This is a genomic window from Nocardia aurantia (genome assembly GCF_009604425.1).
Lineage (GTDB): Bacteria > Actinomycetota > Actinomycetes > Mycobacteriales > Mycobacteriaceae > Nocardia > Nocardia aurantia.
Genome location: NZ_WEGI01000012.1, coordinates 54250 through 71957 on the forward strand (window position 1 = coordinate 54250; position 17708 = coordinate 71957).

The 17708-nt window shown below is 69.9% G+C and carries 12 protein-coding genes; 8 read left to right on the top strand and 4 right to left on the bottom strand.

All coding sequences use genetic code 11. From position 1 onward, the window contains the following. Positions 1 to 197 precede the first annotated feature (197 nt). Complete coding sequence (locus NRB56_RS26540) at positions 198 to 1595, top strand: DUF1731 domain-containing protein (RefSeq protein WP_153346890.1); 1398 nt, start codon at positions 198 to 200, stop codon at positions 1593 to 1595. A gap of 18 nt (positions 1596 to 1613) precedes the next feature. Here the strand turns inward: NRB56_RS26540 and pgi are convergent, their stop codons facing one another. Beyond that, positions 1614 to 3251, bottom strand: coding sequence for a glucose-6-phosphate isomerase (gene pgi / locus NRB56_RS26545; RefSeq protein WP_319943563.1), 1638 nt, complete (start codon positions 3249 to 3251; stop codon positions 1614 to 1616). A gap of 197 nt (positions 3252 to 3448) precedes the next feature. Between pgi and NRB56_RS26550 the strand changes: the two genes are divergently transcribed. Next, the gene (locus tag NRB56_RS26550; RefSeq protein WP_153346892.1) at positions 3449 to 4900 is read left to right on the top strand and encodes an NAD-dependent succinate-semialdehyde dehydrogenase; all 1452 of its coding nucleotides are present in this window, start codon (positions 3449 to 3451) and stop codon (positions 4898 to 4900) included. A gap of 89 nt (positions 4901 to 4989) precedes the next feature. Here NRB56_RS26550 and NRB56_RS26555 read toward each other — a convergent pair whose 3' ends face one another. From NRB56_RS26555 to NRB56_RS26565, 3 genes are all read right to left on the bottom strand, one after another. Beyond that, a complete protein-coding gene (locus NRB56_RS26555) occupies positions 4990 to 5298 on the bottom strand; it encodes a chorismate mutase (protein WP_153346894.1) in 309 nt (102 codons plus the stop codon). A gap of 243 nt (positions 5299 to 5541) precedes the next feature. Beyond that, positions 5542 to 8013, bottom strand: coding sequence for a DNA helicase PcrA (gene pcrA, locus NRB56_RS26560; RefSeq protein WP_153346896.1), 2472 nt, complete (start codon positions 8011 to 8013; stop codon positions 5542 to 5544). 83 nt (positions 8014 to 8096) lie between these two features. Next, positions 8097 to 9188 (bottom strand): M23 family metallopeptidase, encoded by a 1092-nt coding sequence (locus tag NRB56_RS26565; RefSeq protein WP_153346898.1) that lies wholly within the window; start codon positions 9186 to 9188, stop codon positions 8097 to 8099. A gap of 606 nt (positions 9189 to 9794) precedes the next feature. On the opposite strand from NRB56_RS26565, the gene sucC reads away from it, so the two are divergent. The 6 genes from sucC to purH all read left to right on the top strand — a co-directional run bounded on the left by sucC (position 9795) and on the right by purH (position 17653). Further along, positions 9795 to 10961 carry an ADP-forming succinate--CoA ligase subunit beta gene (gene sucC / locus NRB56_RS26570; protein ID WP_153346900.1) on the top strand — a complete coding sequence of 389 codons (1167 nt, stop codon included), beginning with the start codon at positions 9795 to 9797 and terminating at the stop codon, positions 10959 to 10961. A gap of 14 nt (positions 10962 to 10975) precedes the next feature. Continuing rightward, entirely contained in the window at positions 10976 to 11890 is a 915-nt protein-coding gene (gene sucD, locus NRB56_RS26575) for a succinate--CoA ligase subunit alpha (RefSeq protein ID WP_153346902.1), read from the top strand. Between the two features lie 227 nt (positions 11891 to 12117). Continuing rightward, positions 12118 to 13260 carry a DUF5336 domain-containing protein gene (locus NRB56_RS26580; protein ID WP_153346904.1) on the top strand — a complete coding sequence of 381 codons (1143 nt, stop codon included), beginning with the start codon at positions 12118 to 12120 and terminating at the stop codon, positions 13258 to 13260. A gap of 400 nt (positions 13261 to 13660) precedes the next feature. After that, positions 13661 to 15352 (top strand): cell division protein PerM, encoded by a 1692-nt coding sequence (locus tag NRB56_RS26585; RefSeq protein WP_153346906.1) that lies wholly within the window; start codon positions 13661 to 13663, stop codon positions 15350 to 15352. Between the two features lie 88 nt (positions 15353 to 15440). Further along, entirely contained in the window at positions 15441 to 16073 is a 633-nt protein-coding gene (gene purN, locus NRB56_RS26590) for a phosphoribosylglycinamide formyltransferase (protein ID WP_319943564.1), read from the top strand. Then, the gene (gene purH / locus NRB56_RS26595) at positions 16070 to 17653 is read left to right on the top strand and encodes a bifunctional phosphoribosylaminoimidazolecarboxamide formyltransferase/IMP cyclohydrolase (RefSeq protein WP_319943565.1); all 1584 of its coding nucleotides are present in this window, start codon (positions 16070 to 16072) and stop codon (positions 17651 to 17653) included. The genes purN and purH overlap by 4 nt, the downstream gene beginning before the upstream one ends. Positions 17654 to 17708: the final 55 nt, after the last annotated feature.

The window sequence follows — 17708 nt, forward strand, 5'->3', positions numbered from 1 at the left end:
GGTGCGACGGTTCGGCGTTCGCGGACATGGACGGGATCGGCTGCGGCCGCGATCGGCATCGGCTGGCGTTCGTCGTCGGCACGATGCCGGTGTGGCACTGCTCACCGGCATCGTGCGCGCTGCTCGGGGCGGTGCGGCCGGCCCGGTGAGCAGCGACACGTACCTGTTGTCCGGCGTGGAGGTCTAGCGTCTGAATCATGGCAGGTACGACGTCGTACACGCAGTTCATGGCACTTCCGGCGGAGCGATTGTGGCGGGTCCTCGGGGATCTCACGCGATGGCCGGAGTGGAATCCGGTGGTGGCCTCGGTCGACCTGCACGCACCCCCCGCGGTGGGTGTCACCGGCGACTATGTTCCGGCCGGGCGGGTTTCGGCGATTGTCCACGAGCGGCTCGCGAAGCCGTTCGTGATCACCTCGTACGAGCCCGCCCGGGAACTGGTGATCGAACAACCCGAACCAGCTGGGACACTGCGCATTTCGTGGACGTTGGCCGCCCGCGACGGCGGTACCGAGGTGACGCAGGCGGTCACGCTCGAGGGAGCCTCGGCGCCGATGTTCCGGCGGATCATCGGCGATCGGCTGGTGCGCGGGACCGCGCTGGGGTTCGTCCGGCTGGCCCGGCTGGCCGGTATCGAGTTGCGACCGGTGGCGCAAACGGCTGCCGGTGATCCGCTGAACGTCGTGATCGCCGGTGGCACCGGGGCTCTGGGCCGCCGGATCGCGGCGGATCTGACCTGCCGTGGGCATCGGGTGACCATCCTGACCCGGCGGGCGCATCCGGAACTGCCGTTCTTCCAAGTGTGCTGGGACGGTCGCAGTGTCGGCGACTGGGCCGAGGTGCTGCGCGGGCCGGGCCGGACGGCGGTGATCAATCTGGCCGGGAAACTGGTGGATTGCCCGCCCACCGTGCGTAATATCGACGAATTGCGCAGCAGCCGAGTCGATTCCACGTCCGCGTTGGTCGCGGCCGCGGCGCGCCTGGAGCGGCCGATCGATTACTGGATACAGGCGAGCACCACCGCGATCTGGTCGGACATGGGGGAGGTCCGGTGCACGGAATCGACCCCGTTGCCGGTCGGCCTGCCTCAGATGACCGGGGTCGCGCAGCCGTGGGAGGCGGCCTTCGAAGGGGCGAACGCCGCGCACCGGACGATCCTGCGCACTTCGATCGTGCTCGATCCGGAGTCGCCCGCGCTGCGCCGGTTGGCCGGGCTGACCCGGGCCGGGCTCGGTGGCCGGGTGGGCCCGGGGGATCAGTGGTTCAGCTGGATCCACGTCACGGACTGGCTGGCGCTGGTGCGTGCCGCGCTCGGGCTCGATCCCGGGATCCGGCTGCCGGACGGAGTTCTGGTGGCCGCCACGGACTTTCCCGTGCGCAACCGGGAGTTGATGGCCGCGCTCCGGCGGCATCTGCATCGGCCTCCGGCCCCGCCGACACCGGCGCCACTGCTGCGGGTCGGCGCGATCTTTTTGCGCACCGACCCGATGCTCGGGCTCACCGGCCGCCACGCCACCTCGGAAGTGTTGCCGCACACCGGCTTCCGATTCCGGTATCCGACTCTGGACGAAGCGTTCACCGATCTGCTCGGTTAGGCTGCGCTCCGTCGACGGTCAGCGGTTGTCGCGGTACCAGTGGATCAGGGCGTCGGTCGACGAATCGCCTTGGGAGGCGGGCTCTTCCGGTGAGGTGAGCAGCGGCTCCAGCGCCAGGGCCTGTTGCTTGCCCAGCTCCACGCCCCACTGGTCGAAGCTGTCGATGCCCCAGATCGCACCCTCCACGAACACCTGGTGCTCGTACAGGGCGATCAGCTGCCCGACCACCGACGGGGTCAGCTGCGGCGCGAGGATCGTCGTGGTGGGGCGGTTGCCGGGCATCACCTTGTGCGGCACCAGTTCCGGGGCGGTGCCCTCGGCGGCGATCTCCTCGGCGGTCTTGCCGAAGGCCAGCACCTTGGTCTGCGCGAACAGGTTGCTCATCAGGATGTCGTGCATGCTGCCGGTGCCATCGCGGGTGGGCAGATCGTCGGTGGGACGGGCGAATCCGAGGAAATCGGCGGGGATCAACCGGGTGCCCTGGTGCAGCAGCTGATAGAAGGCGTGCTGGCCGTTGGTGCCGGGCTCGCCCCAGAAGATCTCACCGGTGCTGGTGGTGACCGGACTGCCGTCCGCGCGAACGGATTTGCCGTTCGACTCCATCGTCAACTGCTGCAGATAGGCCGGGAAGCGCGCCAGATCGTTCGAATACGGCAGCACCGCGCGGGACTGCGCGCCGAAGAAGTTCGAGTACCAGACGCCGAGCAGGGCGAGCAGCACGGGTGCGTTCCCGTGCAGCGGCGCGGTGGCGAAATGCCGGTCCACGGCGTGCATTCCGGCGAGGAACTCGGCGAACCGCTCCTTGCCGACGACCGCCATCACCGACAGGCCGATCGCCGAATCGACCGAGTAACGGCCGCCGACCCAGTCCCAGAAGCCGAACATGTTGGCGGTGTCGATACCGAAGGCGGCCACCCGCTCGGCATTGGTGGACACCGCGACGAAATGCTTCGCCACCGCGTCCTCGCCGAGCGCGGCGACGATCCAGCGCCGGGCGGCGGTGGCGTTGGTCAGCGTCTCCAGCGTCGAGAAGGTCTTGGAGGAGATGACGAACAGTGTCGCGGCCGGGTCGAGGCCGGCGAGTTTCGCGGTCAGATCGGCCGGGTCGATGTTCGACACGAAGCGGGCGTCGATACCCGCGTCGGCGTAGTGCCGCAACGCCTGATGGACCATCACGGGGCCCAGATCCGACCCGCCGATCCCGATGTTCACCACCGTGGTGATCCGCGCACCGGTCGCGCCGCGCCACTCGCCGGAGCGCACCGAATCGGTGAATTCGCCCATCCGGCGCAGGACTTCGTGCACCTCGGCGCCCGCGTCGGCGCCGTCGATGGTCATGGACTCGCCCGCCGGGAGCCGCAGCGCGACATGGCCGACCGCGCGGTCCTCGGAGGTGTTGATGTGGGCCCCGGCGAACATCTCGTCGCGCCGTGCGGTCACTCCGGCCGCCTCGGCCAATTCGACCAGCAGATCCAGGGTTTCACGCGTGACGCGATGCTTGCTGTAGTCGATGCGCAGGTCCGCGACCGAGACGGTCAGCTCGCGGCCGCGTTCCGGATCGGCGGCGAAGAACTCCCGCAGGTGCCGATCGGCGAGGGCGGCGTGGTGATCGCGAAGTTTCTGCCAGGCCGCCGTGGCGGTGATGTCGCTGCTCACAAGTCCCGACCCTACCGGCGCCGGGCCCGGCGCGCAGGGACCCGCCCGGCCGGACCGGCCGGTAACCGGCGAGCTCGCGGGCCGTGGCCGGGGCCGATGCCGGGACGACATGCCGCCCTGCCGTTTCGACATGGGGCATTGCGCGCAATGGGTACTACTCGGACACCGGGCGGGGGTCGGCGGCATAGGCTGAAATCATGGTGTCCGAACGCGAACTCCTCGATTCCGTACCCACGCAACTCTGGATCGGCGGGCCGGTGGATGCCACCGGCGGCGCCACCTTCGCCGTGGAGAACCCCGCCACCGGCGAGCCGATCACCCACGTGGCGGACGCCACGCCGGAGGACGCGGTGCGCGCCCTCGACGCGGCGGCGGCGGTCCAGGCCGAATGGGCCGCCACCCCGGCCCGTGAGCGCGCCGAGATCCTGCGGGCCGTCTACGAGGCGATCGTCGCCCGTACCGAGGACTTCGCCCTGCTGATGACCCTGGAGATGGGCAAGGCGCTGCCGGAGAGCCGCAACGAGGTGCGCTACGGCGCCGAATTCTTCCGCTGGTTCAGCGAGGAGGCCGTGCGCGTCCACGGCCGGTACCAGTCCGCGCCGTCCGGCACGGGCCGCATCGTGGTCCACAAGCAGCCGGTCGGGCCGTGCCTGGCGATCACCCCGTGGAACTTCCCGCTGGCGATGGGCACTCGCAAGATCGGGCCAGCGCTCGCGGCCGGCTGCACCATGATCGTGAAACCCGCCTCGGCGACCCCGCTGACCATGTTGCTGCTGGCCCGGCTGTGCAGCGAGGCCGGGCTGCCGGCGGGCGTGCTGTCGGTGGTCACCTCGAAGCGGTCCGGCGCGATCACCGACGCGCTGGTGCGGGATTCGCGGCTGCGCAAGCTCACCTTCACCGGCTCGACCCCGGTCGGGAAGATGCTGGTCGAGAAGTCCGCGCACAATCTGCTGCGCACCTCGATGGAACTCGGCGGCAACGCGCCGTTCGTGGTGTTCGATGACGCCGACGTGGACGCGGCGGTGGCCGGCGCCATGCTGGCGAAACTGCGCAACGGCGGCGAGGCGTGCACCGCCGCGAACCGGTTCCACGTGCACAACGCGGTCCGCGCCGAATTCACCGAGAAGCTGGTGACGGCGATGCAGGCGGTCAAGCTGGGCCCGGGCGCCGATCCCGAGACCACGCTCGGCCCGCTGATCAACCAGGAGCAGCTGGACACCGTCAGCGAGCTGGTCGACGACGCCACCGCACAGGGTGCGACCGTCGCGCTCGGCGGTAAGGCGCCGGGTGGCGCCGGTTACTACTATCCGGCCACGATCCTCACCGAGGTGCCCGCCGGCGCCCGCATCCTGCGCGAGGAGGTGTTCGGCCCGGTCGCCCCGATCGTCGGTTTCGACACCGAGGAGGAGGGCCTGGCCGCCGCCAACGACACCGAATACGGTCTGGTCGCCTACGTGTACACCCGGGACCTGAACCGCGCCCTGCGGGTCGCGGAGGGGCTGGAAAGCGGCATGGTAGGCGTCAACCGCGGCGTCATCTCCGATCCGGCCGCGCCCTTCGGCGGGGTGAAGGAGTCGGGCTTCGGCCGCGAGGGCGGCTACGAGGGCATCGACGAGTATCTGTCCACCAAGTACATCGCCCTGCCGTAATCGGGGCCGGCGCCGGACATACGACCGCCCCGTGGCTCGCGTGCCCGGGGCGGTCGTATGTCCGGGGGATTCCGGCTGATCGTTCGGTGCTAGTGGCCGAGTCGCCCGCGACCCAGTCGCAGCAGCAGCATGGCCAGCGTGTGGCCCTCCTGGCCCAACTCGCTGAAGCGCTCCAGCACCTTCATCTCGCGAGAGTGCACGAGACGCGGGCCGCCGTTGGCCATCCGGGTGCGGCCGATCAATCGCGAGATCTCGGTGCGCCGCTTGACGGCGGCGAGGATCTCGGCATCGAGCCGGTCGATCTCCTTGCGGAGTTTGTCGATGTCCGCCTCGCTGGTGGGCAGCGACGAGTCGGACCCCGTCGCCGGTTGCTCCAGCGGTTCGGTAGAGGTGCTCATACTTTCTCTCCTCGTGTCAGAACTTCGATCGGCAGGCGGACGCCACCCGTTACGACCGGTTCCTACACCGTGAAACTGACCCGGTAGGTCTCGTATTATCCCCCGTCAGTGCGCGCTCATCTGCAGGAACGGCGACCCGAATGCGTCGAGGGCCGGCCGGACAGCAGGATCTGGATGAGCGCTGGACATGTGGCCAGTCTGCCACGCGTACGTACCAATGCAAAACACTTCGCGAGTGATCGCTCACAACTTCACCAGAGTGCGACTGTACTGCGGGATGAGGCGGATGGTGCCGGCGCTGCCGAAGTCGATGGTGACCGTCGCCACCGGGCCGAGTCCCTCGACCGCGACCACCCGGCCCAGACCGTATTTGTCGTCGCTGACCCGGTCGCCGACGGCCAGGACCAGGCCAACGTTGTTGCGCTTCGGCACGGCCGAGGGGGCGGGACGGCGTTCGCCCTCGCCGCGGACGCCGGGCCGTGGGCCGGCGGACCAGCTGTCGCCGCGGGTCCAGTCCCGTTCCCCGCCGTCGTCCTCGCCGCGGCGCCGGAACCCGCGGCTGCCCGGGGACGCCGCGGGCTCGAGCCGCTGCCAGTCGATCAGGTGCTGCGGAATCTCCTGGAGGAAGCGCGATTCCGGATTGGACACGGGCTGCCCCCAGCCCGAGCGGATCACCGCCCGGGTCAGATACAGGCGCCGGCGCGCCCGGGTGAGGCCCACATACGCCAGACGACGTTCTTCGGCCAGTTCGGTCGGATCGCCCAGGGCCCGCATGTGCGGGAACTGACCGTCCTCCCAGCCGGTCACGAACACCACCGGGAATTCCAGGCCCTTGGCGGTGTGCAGGGTCATCAGCGTGACCACGCCGGAGCCCTCGTCGGGGAGCTGGTCGGAGTCCGCGACCAGGGAGACCCGTTCCAGGAAGGCGGCCAGCGAGCCCGGATCCGGCTCGCCCTCGCCGGCCTCCGGCACCAGGCCCTCGGCCCGGGCGGCCTCGACGTCGTTGCGGGCCTCGGAACTGAATTCGCGAGCCACGCTGACCAATTCGTTCAGGTTGTCGAGGCGGGCGCCGTCCTGCGGATCGTCGGACGCCTCCAACTCGCCGCGATATCCGGTGCGGTCGAGGACGGCCTCCACCACGTTGCCCACATCGGGGAAGTCGAGATCGTCGCCGTCACCCGCGGCGCGGATCTCGTCGAGCAGGTCCACGAAGCCCGCGATGGCCCGCTGCGCGCGGGTGTTGAGCAGCGCGACCTTGCCGTCGGCGGCCTCCCGCAGCGCCTGCGCGAATCCGATGTCGCGCTGTTCGGCGTGCACGGCCACGCAGGCCTCGGCCCGGTCGCCGATGCCGCGGCGGGGGGTGTTGAGGATGCGCCGCAGGCTCACCGCGTCGTCCGGATTCTCCAGCACCCGCAGATACGCGACGATGTCGCGCACCTCCTTGCGCTCGTAGAAGCGGACGCCGCCGACCACCTTGTACGGCAGGCCCATCCGGATGAAGATCTCCTCCAGGGCCCGGGAGTTGTTGTTGGTGCGGTAGAAGACCGCCACCTCGTTGTAGTTGTAGTCGCCGCCGTCGACCAGCCGGTCGATCTCGCGGGCCACGAACGCGGCCTCGTCGTGCTCGTTGTCGGCCACGTATCCGGTGATCAGGTCGCCGTCACCGGAATCGGTCCACAGCCGCTTGTCGCGCCGGCCCTCGTTGCGCGAGATGAGCGCGTTGGCCGCGGACAGGATGTGCTGGGTGGAGCGGTAATTCTGTTCCAGCAGAATGGTTTCCGCATCGGGGAAGTCGCGCTCGAACTCCTCGATGTTGCGGATGGTGGCGCCGCGGAAGGCGTAGATGGACTGGTCCGCGTCGCCGACCACGCACAGCTCGCTGGGCTCCACCTCGGAATCGGTGGTGTGATGACCGACGAGTTCGCGGACCAGCACGTACTGGGCGTGGTTGGTGTCCTGGTACTCGTCGACCAGGACGTGCCGGAAGCGGCGGCGGTAGTACTCGGCGACCGGCGGATGGTTCTGCAGCAGCGCGACCGTCTCGCCGATCAGATCGTCGAAGTCCAGGGCGTTGGCCGCGCGCAGCCGGCGCTGGTACTCGCCGTAGACCCGGGCGACGATGCGCGGCAGCTCGCTCTCGTCGGACTCGGCGTCGGCGGCGGCCTGCGGCGGGTCGACGAGTTCGTTCTTGAGGTTGGAGATGGCGGTGGCCAGCAGCCGGGGCGTGTACTTCTTGGCGTCCAGATCGAGGTCGCGGCCGATCATCGCGAGCAGCCGGCGGGAGTCGTCGGCGTCGTAGATGGAGAAGTTGGAATTCAGGCCCGGCAGGAGTGCGGACTGGGTGCGGAGGATGCGGACGCAGCTGGAGTGGAACGTCGACACCCACATGCTCGCGGCGCGCGGGCCGATCAGCCCGGCGACACGCTCGCGCATCTCGGCGGCGGCCTTGTTGGTGAAGGTGATGGCCAGGATCTGGCCGGGGGTGACGCCGCGTGCGGCGAGCAGATAGGCGATGCGCCGGGTCAGGACGGCCGTCTTGCCGGAACCCGCGCCCGCCACGATGAGCAGCGGTGAGCCGGTGTGCACGACCGCGGACCGCTGCTGCGGGTTGAGCCCCTCCAGTAGCCGGTCGGCGCGTTCCTGGGCCTCTCGGGCACGGTCCTCGCGCCGGGCGTCGCGTGTCTGCTGATCCGTATCAACCACCGTCGTTTCCATCGCCCATCCACGCTACCGGCGAGCACCGACAGACACGAACGAGCGGGGTGGCGCGGGCCGCCGCGAGACGGGCGGCCGCGGGCTCAATCGCGTTCGACGCCCAGGGAGATACCGCGCGAGGCCAGCCAGGGGAGCGGGTCGACCTTGTCGTTTCCGTTGAGCCACACCTCGAAATGGCAGTGCGGGCCGGTGGAGAAGCCGCGGTTGCCGACGGTGGCGATCTGATCGCCGGCCATGACCCGCTGACCGACGGAGACGACCGCGGTGTCGACGTGGCCGTAGACCGTGACGGTGCCGTCGTCGTGCTTGAGCCGCACCCACATACCGAAACCGGAGGCGGGCCCGGCGTCGATCACGGTGCCGTCCTCGACGGCGTAGATCGGGGTGCCGATCGGTGCGGCGATGTCGACACCGAGATGCTCGGCGCCCCAACGGGTTCCGAAACCGGAGGTGAAGGTGCCGTTGGCGAACTTGGAGTAGAGGGGCCGCAGCTTCGCGTCTTCGATGGCGGCGAGGTCGGCGGCGAACTGCTGCCCGTGCTGCAGGATGTCCTGGAACTGACTGACATCGGCGGCGGGCGCGGCGTTGAGCACCTGCGGGGACTGCGCGTCGGCGGCGCCGGCGTCGGTGACGCTGAGCGCCTGCGCGGCGATCTCGTGGTGCTGGCCCCCCGCCTCGTAGTCGGCGGCGGAGGTGTGGTGCCCACCGGAGGAGGCCATCTCGGCCTGGCCGGCCGCGACCACCGCGCCGGCGGCGACCGCCACCACGGCGGCCCGGCCCTTGAGCGAGGCGGGCGGGGCGGGGGTGCGATGCGCGCCGGAGCGCCGGCTCGCGCGGCCGCCACCGAGGCCGTCGCCGGGGCGGTGGTCGGGATCGAGCCGGTCGAGTTCGAAGGGCTGATCGACGGCCGCGTACTCGTAGTCCTCGTGGCCGGTGGCGGCGGGATCGTAGGTGTCCCAGGCGTTCCAGCTGCCGGAGTCCGGGCCGGCGGGATTCTCGGCGGGGGACCAGGCGTTCCGGTCGGCCGCGGCGGGGGCGCCGTAGGACTGCGCGGGGGCGCCACCGAAGGATTCCGCGCCACCGAAGTAAGGGTGGCTGTCGAAGGATTCTCCGTCACCGCGATAACGCCGGGCGGACTGTGCTCGATGGACGGGCTGAAGGGGGCGGGAGCTCATCGGCGCAGTCCTGTGAATCGAGGGTGGTTCGAGGGGGACGGTTCGCCCGCTGCGCGGCTCGCTGTCTGGCGGCTCGCTACCTGCGGAACGCGGTACTGCGTCAAGCCTGCCGTCCTCTCGTGTCCGAAAATCTGGTGTGGTGTTACGGGCTCGGCGGTGCATCGAACAGCGCTCCCGGACCCGGTACGACACCCTTGTCGTGACCGCGTTGTGACATCAATCGCTTCGACGGTAACGAAACGATTGCAGGGCGGCAAGCGCTACGACCCCTCCATTCAAGCATGTGAGATTGATCACGGTAACAAACCGGAATATCACTGTGTGTGGGGGGCATCACGCGCGAACTCTTCCACTACCAGGCGTAGTAGACATCGGCCGAGTCGAACTTCCCCAGTTCTACCAGCCGCGTCTGAGCGGACCTACTCGCCGGTAGCGATGGCCAGCGGAAACTCCCTCCCGCCGATGGCCCCGTGACCTGCGCCACTTAGCATGTATGTGGCTGATTTCCCATCCATGTCGCTGATTAAAGTCCGATCCGACCCGCCTCCGACGACGGGCCGCCAACAGAAGTCGTTGTCACAACAACGCAGACGAGACGGTGAGTACATGGATCTCTTCGAATATCAGGCGAAGGAGCTCTTCGTGAAGCACGGAGTGCCTTCGTCGGAAGGCCGGGTCACCGACTCGGCGGAGGAAGCCCGTGCGATCGCGACCGAAATCGGCAAGCCGGTGATGATCAAGTCGCAGGTCAAGGTCGGTGGGCGTGGTAAGGCCGGTGGCGTGAAGTACGCCGCCACCCCGGACGACGCCTACGAGCACGCGAAGAACATCCTGGGCCTCGACATCAAGGGCCACATCACCAAGAAGGTCCTGGTCGCCGAGGCCAAGGACATCGCCGCCGAGTACTACATCTCGTTCCTGCTCGACCGCTCCAACCGGACCTACATGGCCATGTGCTCGGTCGAGGGCGGCATGGAGATCGAAGAGGTCGCCGTTCAGAAGCCCGAGATGCTCGCCAAGGTCCCGGTCGACGCGGTGAAGGGTGTGGACCTGGCGTTCGCGCGTTCCATCGCCGAGCAGGGCCACCTCCCGGCCGACATCCTCGACACCGCCGCGGTCACCATCCAGAAGTTGTGGGAGACCTTCGTCGGTGAGGACGCCACCCTGGTCGAGGTCAACCCGCTGGTGCGCACCCCCGACAACGAGATCCTCGCCCTCGACGGCAAGGTGACCCTGGACGCGAACGCCGAGTTCCGCCACCCGCAGCACCTCGAGTTCGCCGACATCGACGCGACCGACCCGCTGGAGCTCAAGGCCAAGGAGCACGACCTCAACTACGTCAAGCTCGACGGTGAGGTCGGCATCATCGGCAACGGCGCCGGTCTGGTCATGTCCACGCTGGACGTCGTCGCCTACGCGGGCGAGAACCACGGCGGCGTGAAGCCCGCCAACTTCCTCGACATCGGTGGCGGCGCCTCGGCCACCGTGATGGCCAACGGCCTCGACGTCATCCTGGGCGACTCCCAGGTCAAGAGCGTGTTCGTGAACGTGTTCGGCGGTATCACCTCCTGTGACGCCGTCGCGAACGGCATCGTGAAGGCCCTGGAGATCCTGGGCGACAACGCGACCAAGCCGTTGGTGGTGCGTCTCGACGGCAACAACGTCGAGCTCGGCCGCAAGATCCTCGCCGATGCCAACCACCCGCTGGTGACCATCGCGCAGACCATGGACGAAGGCGCCGACAAGGCCGCCGAACTGGCTGCGGCCAAGTAAGGAACGCGAAGAACATGTCCATCTTCCTGAACAAGGACAACAAGGTCATCGTCCAGGGCATCACCGGCGGCGAGGGCACCAAGCACACCGCGCTGATGCTGAAGGCCGGCACCAACGTCGTCGGCGGCGTCAACGCCCGCAAGGCCGGCACCACCGTGTCGCATGTGGACGCCGAGGGCAACACCGTCGAGCTGCCCGTGTTCGCGTCCGTCGCCGAGGCCATCGCGCAGACCGGCGCCGACACCTCGATCGCGTTCGTGCCGCCGGCGTTCTCCAAGGACGCCATCATCGAGGCCATCGACGCGGAGATCCCGCTGCTGGTGGTCATCACCGAGGGCATCCCGGTGCAGGACTCCGCGTACGCGTGGGCCTACAACGTCGAGAAGGGTCAGAAGACCCGGATCATCGGCCCGAACTGCCCCGGCATCATCACCCCGGGCGAGTCGCTGGTCGGCATCACCCCGAACAACATCACCGGCAAGGGCCCGGTCGGCCTGGTCTCCAAGTCCGGCACCCTGACCTACCAGATGATGTACGAGCTGCGGGACTTCGGTTTCTCCACCGCCATCGGCATCGGCGGCGACCCGGTCATCGGCACCACCCACATCGACGCCATCGAGGCGTTCGAGAAGGATCCGGAGACCAAGATCATCGTCATGATCGGCGAGATCGGCGGCGACGCCGAGGAGCGTGCCGCGGCCTACATCCAGGCCAACGTGACCAAGCCGGTCGTCGGCTACGTCGCCGGCTTCACCGCGCCCGAGGGCAAGACCATGGGCCACGCCGGCGCCATCGTCTCCAGCGGCGCGGGCACCGCGCAGGGCAAGAAGGAGGCCCTCGAGGCCGCGGGCGTGAAGGTCGGTAAGACGCCGTCCGAGACCGCCGCCCTGGCCCGCGAGATCCTGGAGAAGGCCGCCGTCAGCGCCTGATCTCCGATCGCACACCCGAGGGCCGCCTTCCGATCGCCGGGGGCGGCCTTCCCAGTTGGTTCGCACACTCTTCTCAGAGATCGTGAATCGGCAGGTCAGCGCGGCGAGTGTGACATTCCGGGCCGATCATGCCGCTTCGGTGGCCGTGACCGGGAGGTCTGCGTGCAGTAGCGTCGAGAGCGCGTTCAGCGCGCAGACCACGATGGACTCGACAAGGAGACGACGACATGTCATACCCGACCGGGGGATCTGGGTACAGCGGACCGACGCCGGGACCCTCGTCCGCGCAGGGCTACGGTCAGCAGCCGACCGGCGCCGGAGCGATCCACACGGGCGCGTCCGCGCCGGGTCCGGGCGGAGCGGGATCGGCCGCCGGCGGCTCCGCGGGATCGGCCGCGACCGGCGTCAAGGGCCTGCCGTTCTACCTCACCATCGGCGTCACCGTGCTGGGCATCGTCAACTTCCTGCTCGGCTTCCTGAAGTTCGAATCCTTCGACCTCGCGAGCGCCCGCAGCAGCATGACCACCGACCGGGACCTGTTCCAGCAGGGCGGCTTCGCCGCCGTGGTCATCCTGCTCTTCGCCGGTCTGGTGGCCGGAATCTCGTTGCTGCCCAAGCAGAACGGCAATCATGCCGTGGTTGCGGCCGGGTCGGTGGCCGGATTCCTGGCGGTCCTGTTCCAGGGGCTGGATCTGCAGCCCGGATTGAGCCTGGCCGGGGCGGCCTGGGCGTTGATCATTCTGTCGCTCGTGCAGGCGGGCGTGGCGGTCTTCGCCCTGCTGCTCGAGTCGGGTGTGGTGTCGGCCCCCGCGCCCAAGCCGGCCGCGCCGCAGGGCGGGTTCGGCGGCCCGGGCGGCGGATACCCGCAACAGCCGCCGTCGTACGGTTCGGCGCCGCAGTACGGCCAGGGCCAGCCCGGCCAGGCCTCGCCCTACGGCCAGTACGGCCAGCAGCCGTCCTACGGCGGTCAACAGCCGGGTCAGCAGCAGTACGGCCAGCAGGCCCCGTACGGGCAGCAGCAGTACGGCCAGCAGCCCTACGGGCAGCCCGCCGGGTACGGCCAGCCCGCGTACGGTCAGCAGCAGGGCTACGGCCAGCAGCCCACCGTCGGTTTCGGCACCGCGGCGCAGCAGCGGCAGCAGCCGGCCACCGGCGAGGAGGCCGCGACCCAGCACTTCGGCTCGCTGCCGTCGGCCTCGCCGTACGGCGGCGCGGGCTACGGCCAGGGCTCGTCGGCCGGTCAGACCGCGCAGGCCGGCCAGAGCGCGCAGTCCGGCCAGAGCGGTTCGGTCAAGCCGTTCGGCGGCGAGCAGAACGCCGATCCCGCCGCCGACGCCACCCGGGCCTTCCGTCCGGAGGACGACAAGTAGTAGGTCGCGCACCACGGCTCTCGGCGTACGGGCTGCCGGCCGGTTCGGTGACCGGGCGACTCGTACCCCGGCGGCCGATCCGCGGTGCCTTCGGCCGGCCGCCGAATGGGTCGCTGTAGCCGACCAGGCCGGTACCGCCGGGCGAGCTGTCCAGCGACATCAGGTTGCTGTCCGCGCGGTGACGGAGACCCACGGCCCGTTGCCGAGTCGCCGGGTGGTGTGTCGCGCCGGCTCGCAGAAGCTGGCGACAAGACCGGGTGGGTTGCCCGTACCGGACCGGAAAGTGTTGTAGGGAACGGAGGGCCGGGGTGACCGCGGGATCGGTCGGCGCGCCTGACTTGCGGGGATCGGGGAAGCTGCCACGCTGGTGTGTCGTGGTGAGATTCTGGCTGGGGGCTTCATGAGATCGACTCCGACTCGATGGGACAGCTTGCGGCAGAACCGTTCCGGCGGTGCGCGGCGCGATGCGGCACGTCGGCGGGCGGCGATCCAGGATCCGGTGTTCGGCTCGTTGAGCCCGCAGCGGGCGCGGGTACTGCTCGTCGTCGCGGCGCGATCGTCGAGTTTCACCATGGTGGCGATCGTGATAGTGGTGATCGGCACGCTGCTGGCCGCCGACAGCGGTCTGACCGGGGTTTCGGGTGCGATCGCGGCGGGCTGGCTCGAGGTGCACCAGGTTCCCCTGGTGGTCGGTCACACCGAACTCGGGGTGCTGCCGCTGCTGCCCACCGCGCTGGTGTTGTGGCTGACCATGCGCGACAGTGCTCGGGCGGTCGAAACCGATTGCACGCGTGCGGATCTCGGCTGGATCGTGGCGGCGGCACTGGCTGGGCCGCTGCTGATCACCGCGGTCTGCCTGGCCGTGGCCGAGGACGCCACCGCGGCGGTGGCGTTGCAGCCGCCGCATACGCTCACCGCGTTCGGCTGGGTGGCGGGCCTGCATCTGGTGGCCGCGGCGGTCGGCATCGCGGGCCGCTGGTTCTCCTTTCCGCGGCCGCGCCGGGAACTGATGGCGGCCCTGCCGGGCTGGGCGCTGCCGGGGGCGCGGGTGGGCCTGCGGTCGGTCTGGCGGCTGCTGGTGGCGAGCGCCGCGGTCACCCTCGTCTCGTTCCTCGCCAACTGGTCCCGGGTCGGCGACACCTACCACGCCGCGGGCAATACCGCGGGTGCGCTCGGGCTGACCGGACTGTCGCTGGCCTATCTGCCGAACGTGGTGATCGACGCGGCCTGCGTGCTGCTCGGGGCGAATGTGAACGTCGGGGTCGGATCGCTGGACCTGTTCGGCATCACCGGCGGCCCGATGCCGGCGTTGCCGGTACTGGCGGCCGTGCCGCCGGGACCCGCGGCCGGCTGGTGGCCCGTGCTGCTGCTGATCCCGATCGTCGTCGGCGTACTCGCGGGAGTGGACTGCGCGCGAGTGATCTGGGACGCCAGCCGGTTCGAGCTCGGTTTCGACCGGGCCACGGCGCCGTGGACCACGCTCACGGCGGCGGGCGTCGCGGCGCTGCTGCTGACACTGCTCGCGGCGCTGGCCGGGGGCGTGGCCGGTACCTTCGGCACGATCGGGGCCGGGACGCTGCTGTCGGCCGGGCTGGCCTTCGCCTGGTTCGCGGTGGCCGGTTACGCGGGCATGGTGGTGGCGCGACGGTTCGGCCTCGCCCCGGCCAGCCGGCCCGCCGATGACTTCAGTAACTTCGAGCACGCCTACGACGACGGCTATCGCATGCACGACGGCCCCGACCTGGAGGTGGAGGTCGACGGCGAGCTGCTGGAGGAAGGTCTCCCGCTCGACGACGAGGCGGCCGGCGACGAATACGACGACTACGCCGACGACGGGTACGACGACGACGGGTACGACGACGAGGACGACGGCTACGCCGACGATCACGATCCGGCGGAGCCCGGGTCGGCCCGGTACGAGGACGACGAAACCGGCTACCACGAGGCTGAATTCGAGGACGACGACGAGTTCGGCACGGACGGGCGGCCGGTCGTCGTGCACCCGGCCCGGCCGGACGACGCGGACGAGATCCTGGACGCCGAGGTGGTGGAGACGGACCTGCCCGACGAGGACGGTAGGGGCGCTCGATAGGCTGGACGTGGCGGTAGCACGATCGCCACGATCCCGCAGCCGAACACATACAGGGAGTAGAGCGCTGACGACCTCGCCCGCCCACTCGGTGCCGCCGACGGCACCCGCGACCGTCGTCGTCCTCGCCTCGGGCACCGGTTCGCTGCTGCACGCTCTCGTCGAAGCGACCGCAGGCGACGGTTATCCGGCGCGTGTCGTCGCCCTCGGTGTCGACCGGCCCTGCCCGGCCACCGGTCATGCCGACGCGGCGGGTATTCCGCACTTCGAGGTGGCGCTCGGGGCGTATCCCGACCGGACCGCCTGGGATGTCGCGCTGACCGAGGCCGTCGCCGCGTACCGGCCGGATCTGGTGGTGCTGGCCGGTTTCATGAAGCTGCTCGGTCCCGAATTCCTGGCCCGGTTCGGCGGCCGGATCATCAACACCCACCCCGCGCTGCTGCCGTCTTTCGCGGGCGCGCACGGGGTGCGGGACGCCCTCGCCTACGGGGTGCGGGTCACCGGAACCACCGTGATGCTGGTCGACGCCGGCGTCGACACCGGGCCGATCCTCGCGCAGGAGGCGGTGCCGGTGCTGCCCGACGACGACGAGGCGTCCCTGCACGAGCGGATCAAGGTGGTGGAGCGGCGGCTGCTGGCCGAGGTGGTCGCCGCCGTCGCCACCCGAGGCATTGTCTCCGACGGACGAAAGGCAGTTATCCCAGATGAGCGAGTTCTGCGGTGAGTGAACGCGGCGAACGGACCCCCATCACCCGGGCGCTGGTGAGCGTCTACGACAAGACCGGACTGGTGGAGCTGGCCACCGGATTGCACGCCGCGGGCGTGGAATTGGTCTCGACCGGTTCGACGGCGGCCCGCATCGCCGAGGCCGGCATCCCGGTGACCAAGGTGGAGGAGCTGACCGGCTTCCCCGAGACCCTCGACGGCCGGGTGAAGACCCTGCACCCGCGCGTGCACGCCGGCATCCTCGCCGACCTGCGCAAGCGGGAGCACGCCGATCAACTCGCCGAACTGGACGTGCGGCCGTTCGGGCTGGTGGTGGTGAACCTCTACCCGTTCACGCAGACCGTGGCGAGCGGGGCCAGCATCGACGAGTGCGTCGAGCAGATCGACATCGGCGGCCCGTCGATGGTGCGCGCTGCGGCCAAGAACCATCCGTCGGTGGCGGTGGTGGTCTCCAGCGGCGACTACGACCGGGCGCTCGACGCGGTGCGGCAGGGCGGTTTCACACTGCCCGAGCGGACGGCGTTGGCCGCCAAGGCTTTCCAGCACACCGCAAGTTACGACGTGGCTGTCGCGAGCTGGATGACCAACGTCGCAGCCCCGGCCGCCGAGCCGGAAGCCGAAGCCGCGCAACAGTTCCCGGACTGGGTCGGCGCCACCTGGAATCGCGCCGACGTGCTCCGCTACGGTGAGAACCCGCATCAGGCGGCCGCGCTGTACCGCGCCGAGGGCGGCCCGGCGGGTCTCGCGCAGGCGAAGCAGTTGCACGGCAAGGAGATGTCGTACAACAACTACACCGACGCCGATGCCGCCTGGCGCGCCGCCTACGACTTCGCCGATCCCGCGGTGGCGGTGGTCAAGCACGCCAACCCGTGCGGCATCGCCGTGGGCGCCGATATCGCCGAGGCACATCGCAAGGCCCACGCGACGGACCCGGTGTCGGCCTACGGCGGTGTCATCGCCGCCAACCGCGAGGTGTCGGTCGAGATGGCCGAGCAGGTGGCCGAGATCTTCACCGAGGTCGTGGTGGCGCCCGGCTACGCCAACGGCGCGGTGGAGGTGTTGCAGCGCAAGAAGAACGTGCGCGTGCTGGTGGCCGAGCCCGCGCAGCGGCGCGGCGCGGAGTTGCGCCCGATCTCCGGCGGCGCGCTGTTGCAGGACCGCGACACCCTCCAGGCCGCGGGCGACGATGCCGCGAACTGGACCCTGGCCGCGGGCGAGGCGGCCGACGAGGCCACCCTGCGTGACCTCGAATTCGCTTGGCGCGCCTGCCGTGCCGTGAAGTCGAACGCGATCCTGCTGGCCGACGCCGGCGCCGCGGTCGGAGTGGGCATGGGCCAGGTGAACCGGGTCGACTCCTGCCGGCTCGCGGTGGAGCGCGCCGGCGATCGGGCCAAGGGCGCGGTCGCGGCCTCCGACGCCTTCTTCCCGTTCTCCGACGGCCCGCAGATCCTGATCACGGCCGGGGTGCGCGCGATCGTGCATCCGGGTGGTTCGATCCGTGACAAGGACACCGTCGAGCTGTGCCGCGAGGCCGGAGTCACGTTGTACCTCACCGGTTCCCGGCACTTCGCGCACTGAGCGCAGCGAGACTCGCGCACTGAGCGCAGCGAAACGAACGCACTGAGCGCAGCGA

Coding starts and splice junctions, on each gene's coding strand:
- NRB56_RS26540 (WP_153346890.1), top strand. CDS start 198: ATGGCAGGTACGACGTCGTACACGCAGTTCATGGCACTTCCGGCGGAG.
- NRB56_RS26550 (WP_153346892.1), top strand. CDS start 3,449: ATGGTGTCCGAACGCGAACTCCTCGATTCCGTACCCACGCAACTCTGG.
- NRB56_RS26555 (WP_153346894.1), bottom strand. CDS start 5,298: ATGAGCACCTCTACCGAACCGCTGGAGCAACCGGCGACGGGGTCCGAC.
- pcrA (WP_153346896.1), bottom strand. CDS start 8,013: ATGGAAACGACGGTGGTTGATACGGATCAGCAGACACGCGACGCCCGG.
- NRB56_RS26565 (WP_153346898.1), bottom strand. CDS start 9,188: ATGAGCTCCCGCCCCCTTCAGCCCGTCCATCGAGCACAGTCCGCCCGG.
- sucC (WP_153346900.1), top strand. CDS start 9,795: ATGGATCTCTTCGAATATCAGGCGAAGGAGCTCTTCGTGAAGCACGGA.
- sucD (WP_153346902.1), top strand. CDS start 10,976: ATGTCCATCTTCCTGAACAAGGACAACAAGGTCATCGTCCAGGGCATC.
- NRB56_RS26580 (WP_153346904.1), top strand. CDS start 12,118: ATGTCATACCCGACCGGGGGATCTGGGTACAGCGGACCGACGCCGGGA.
- NRB56_RS26585 (WP_153346906.1), top strand. CDS start 13,661: ATGAGATCGACTCCGACTCGATGGGACAGCTTGCGGCAGAACCGTTCC.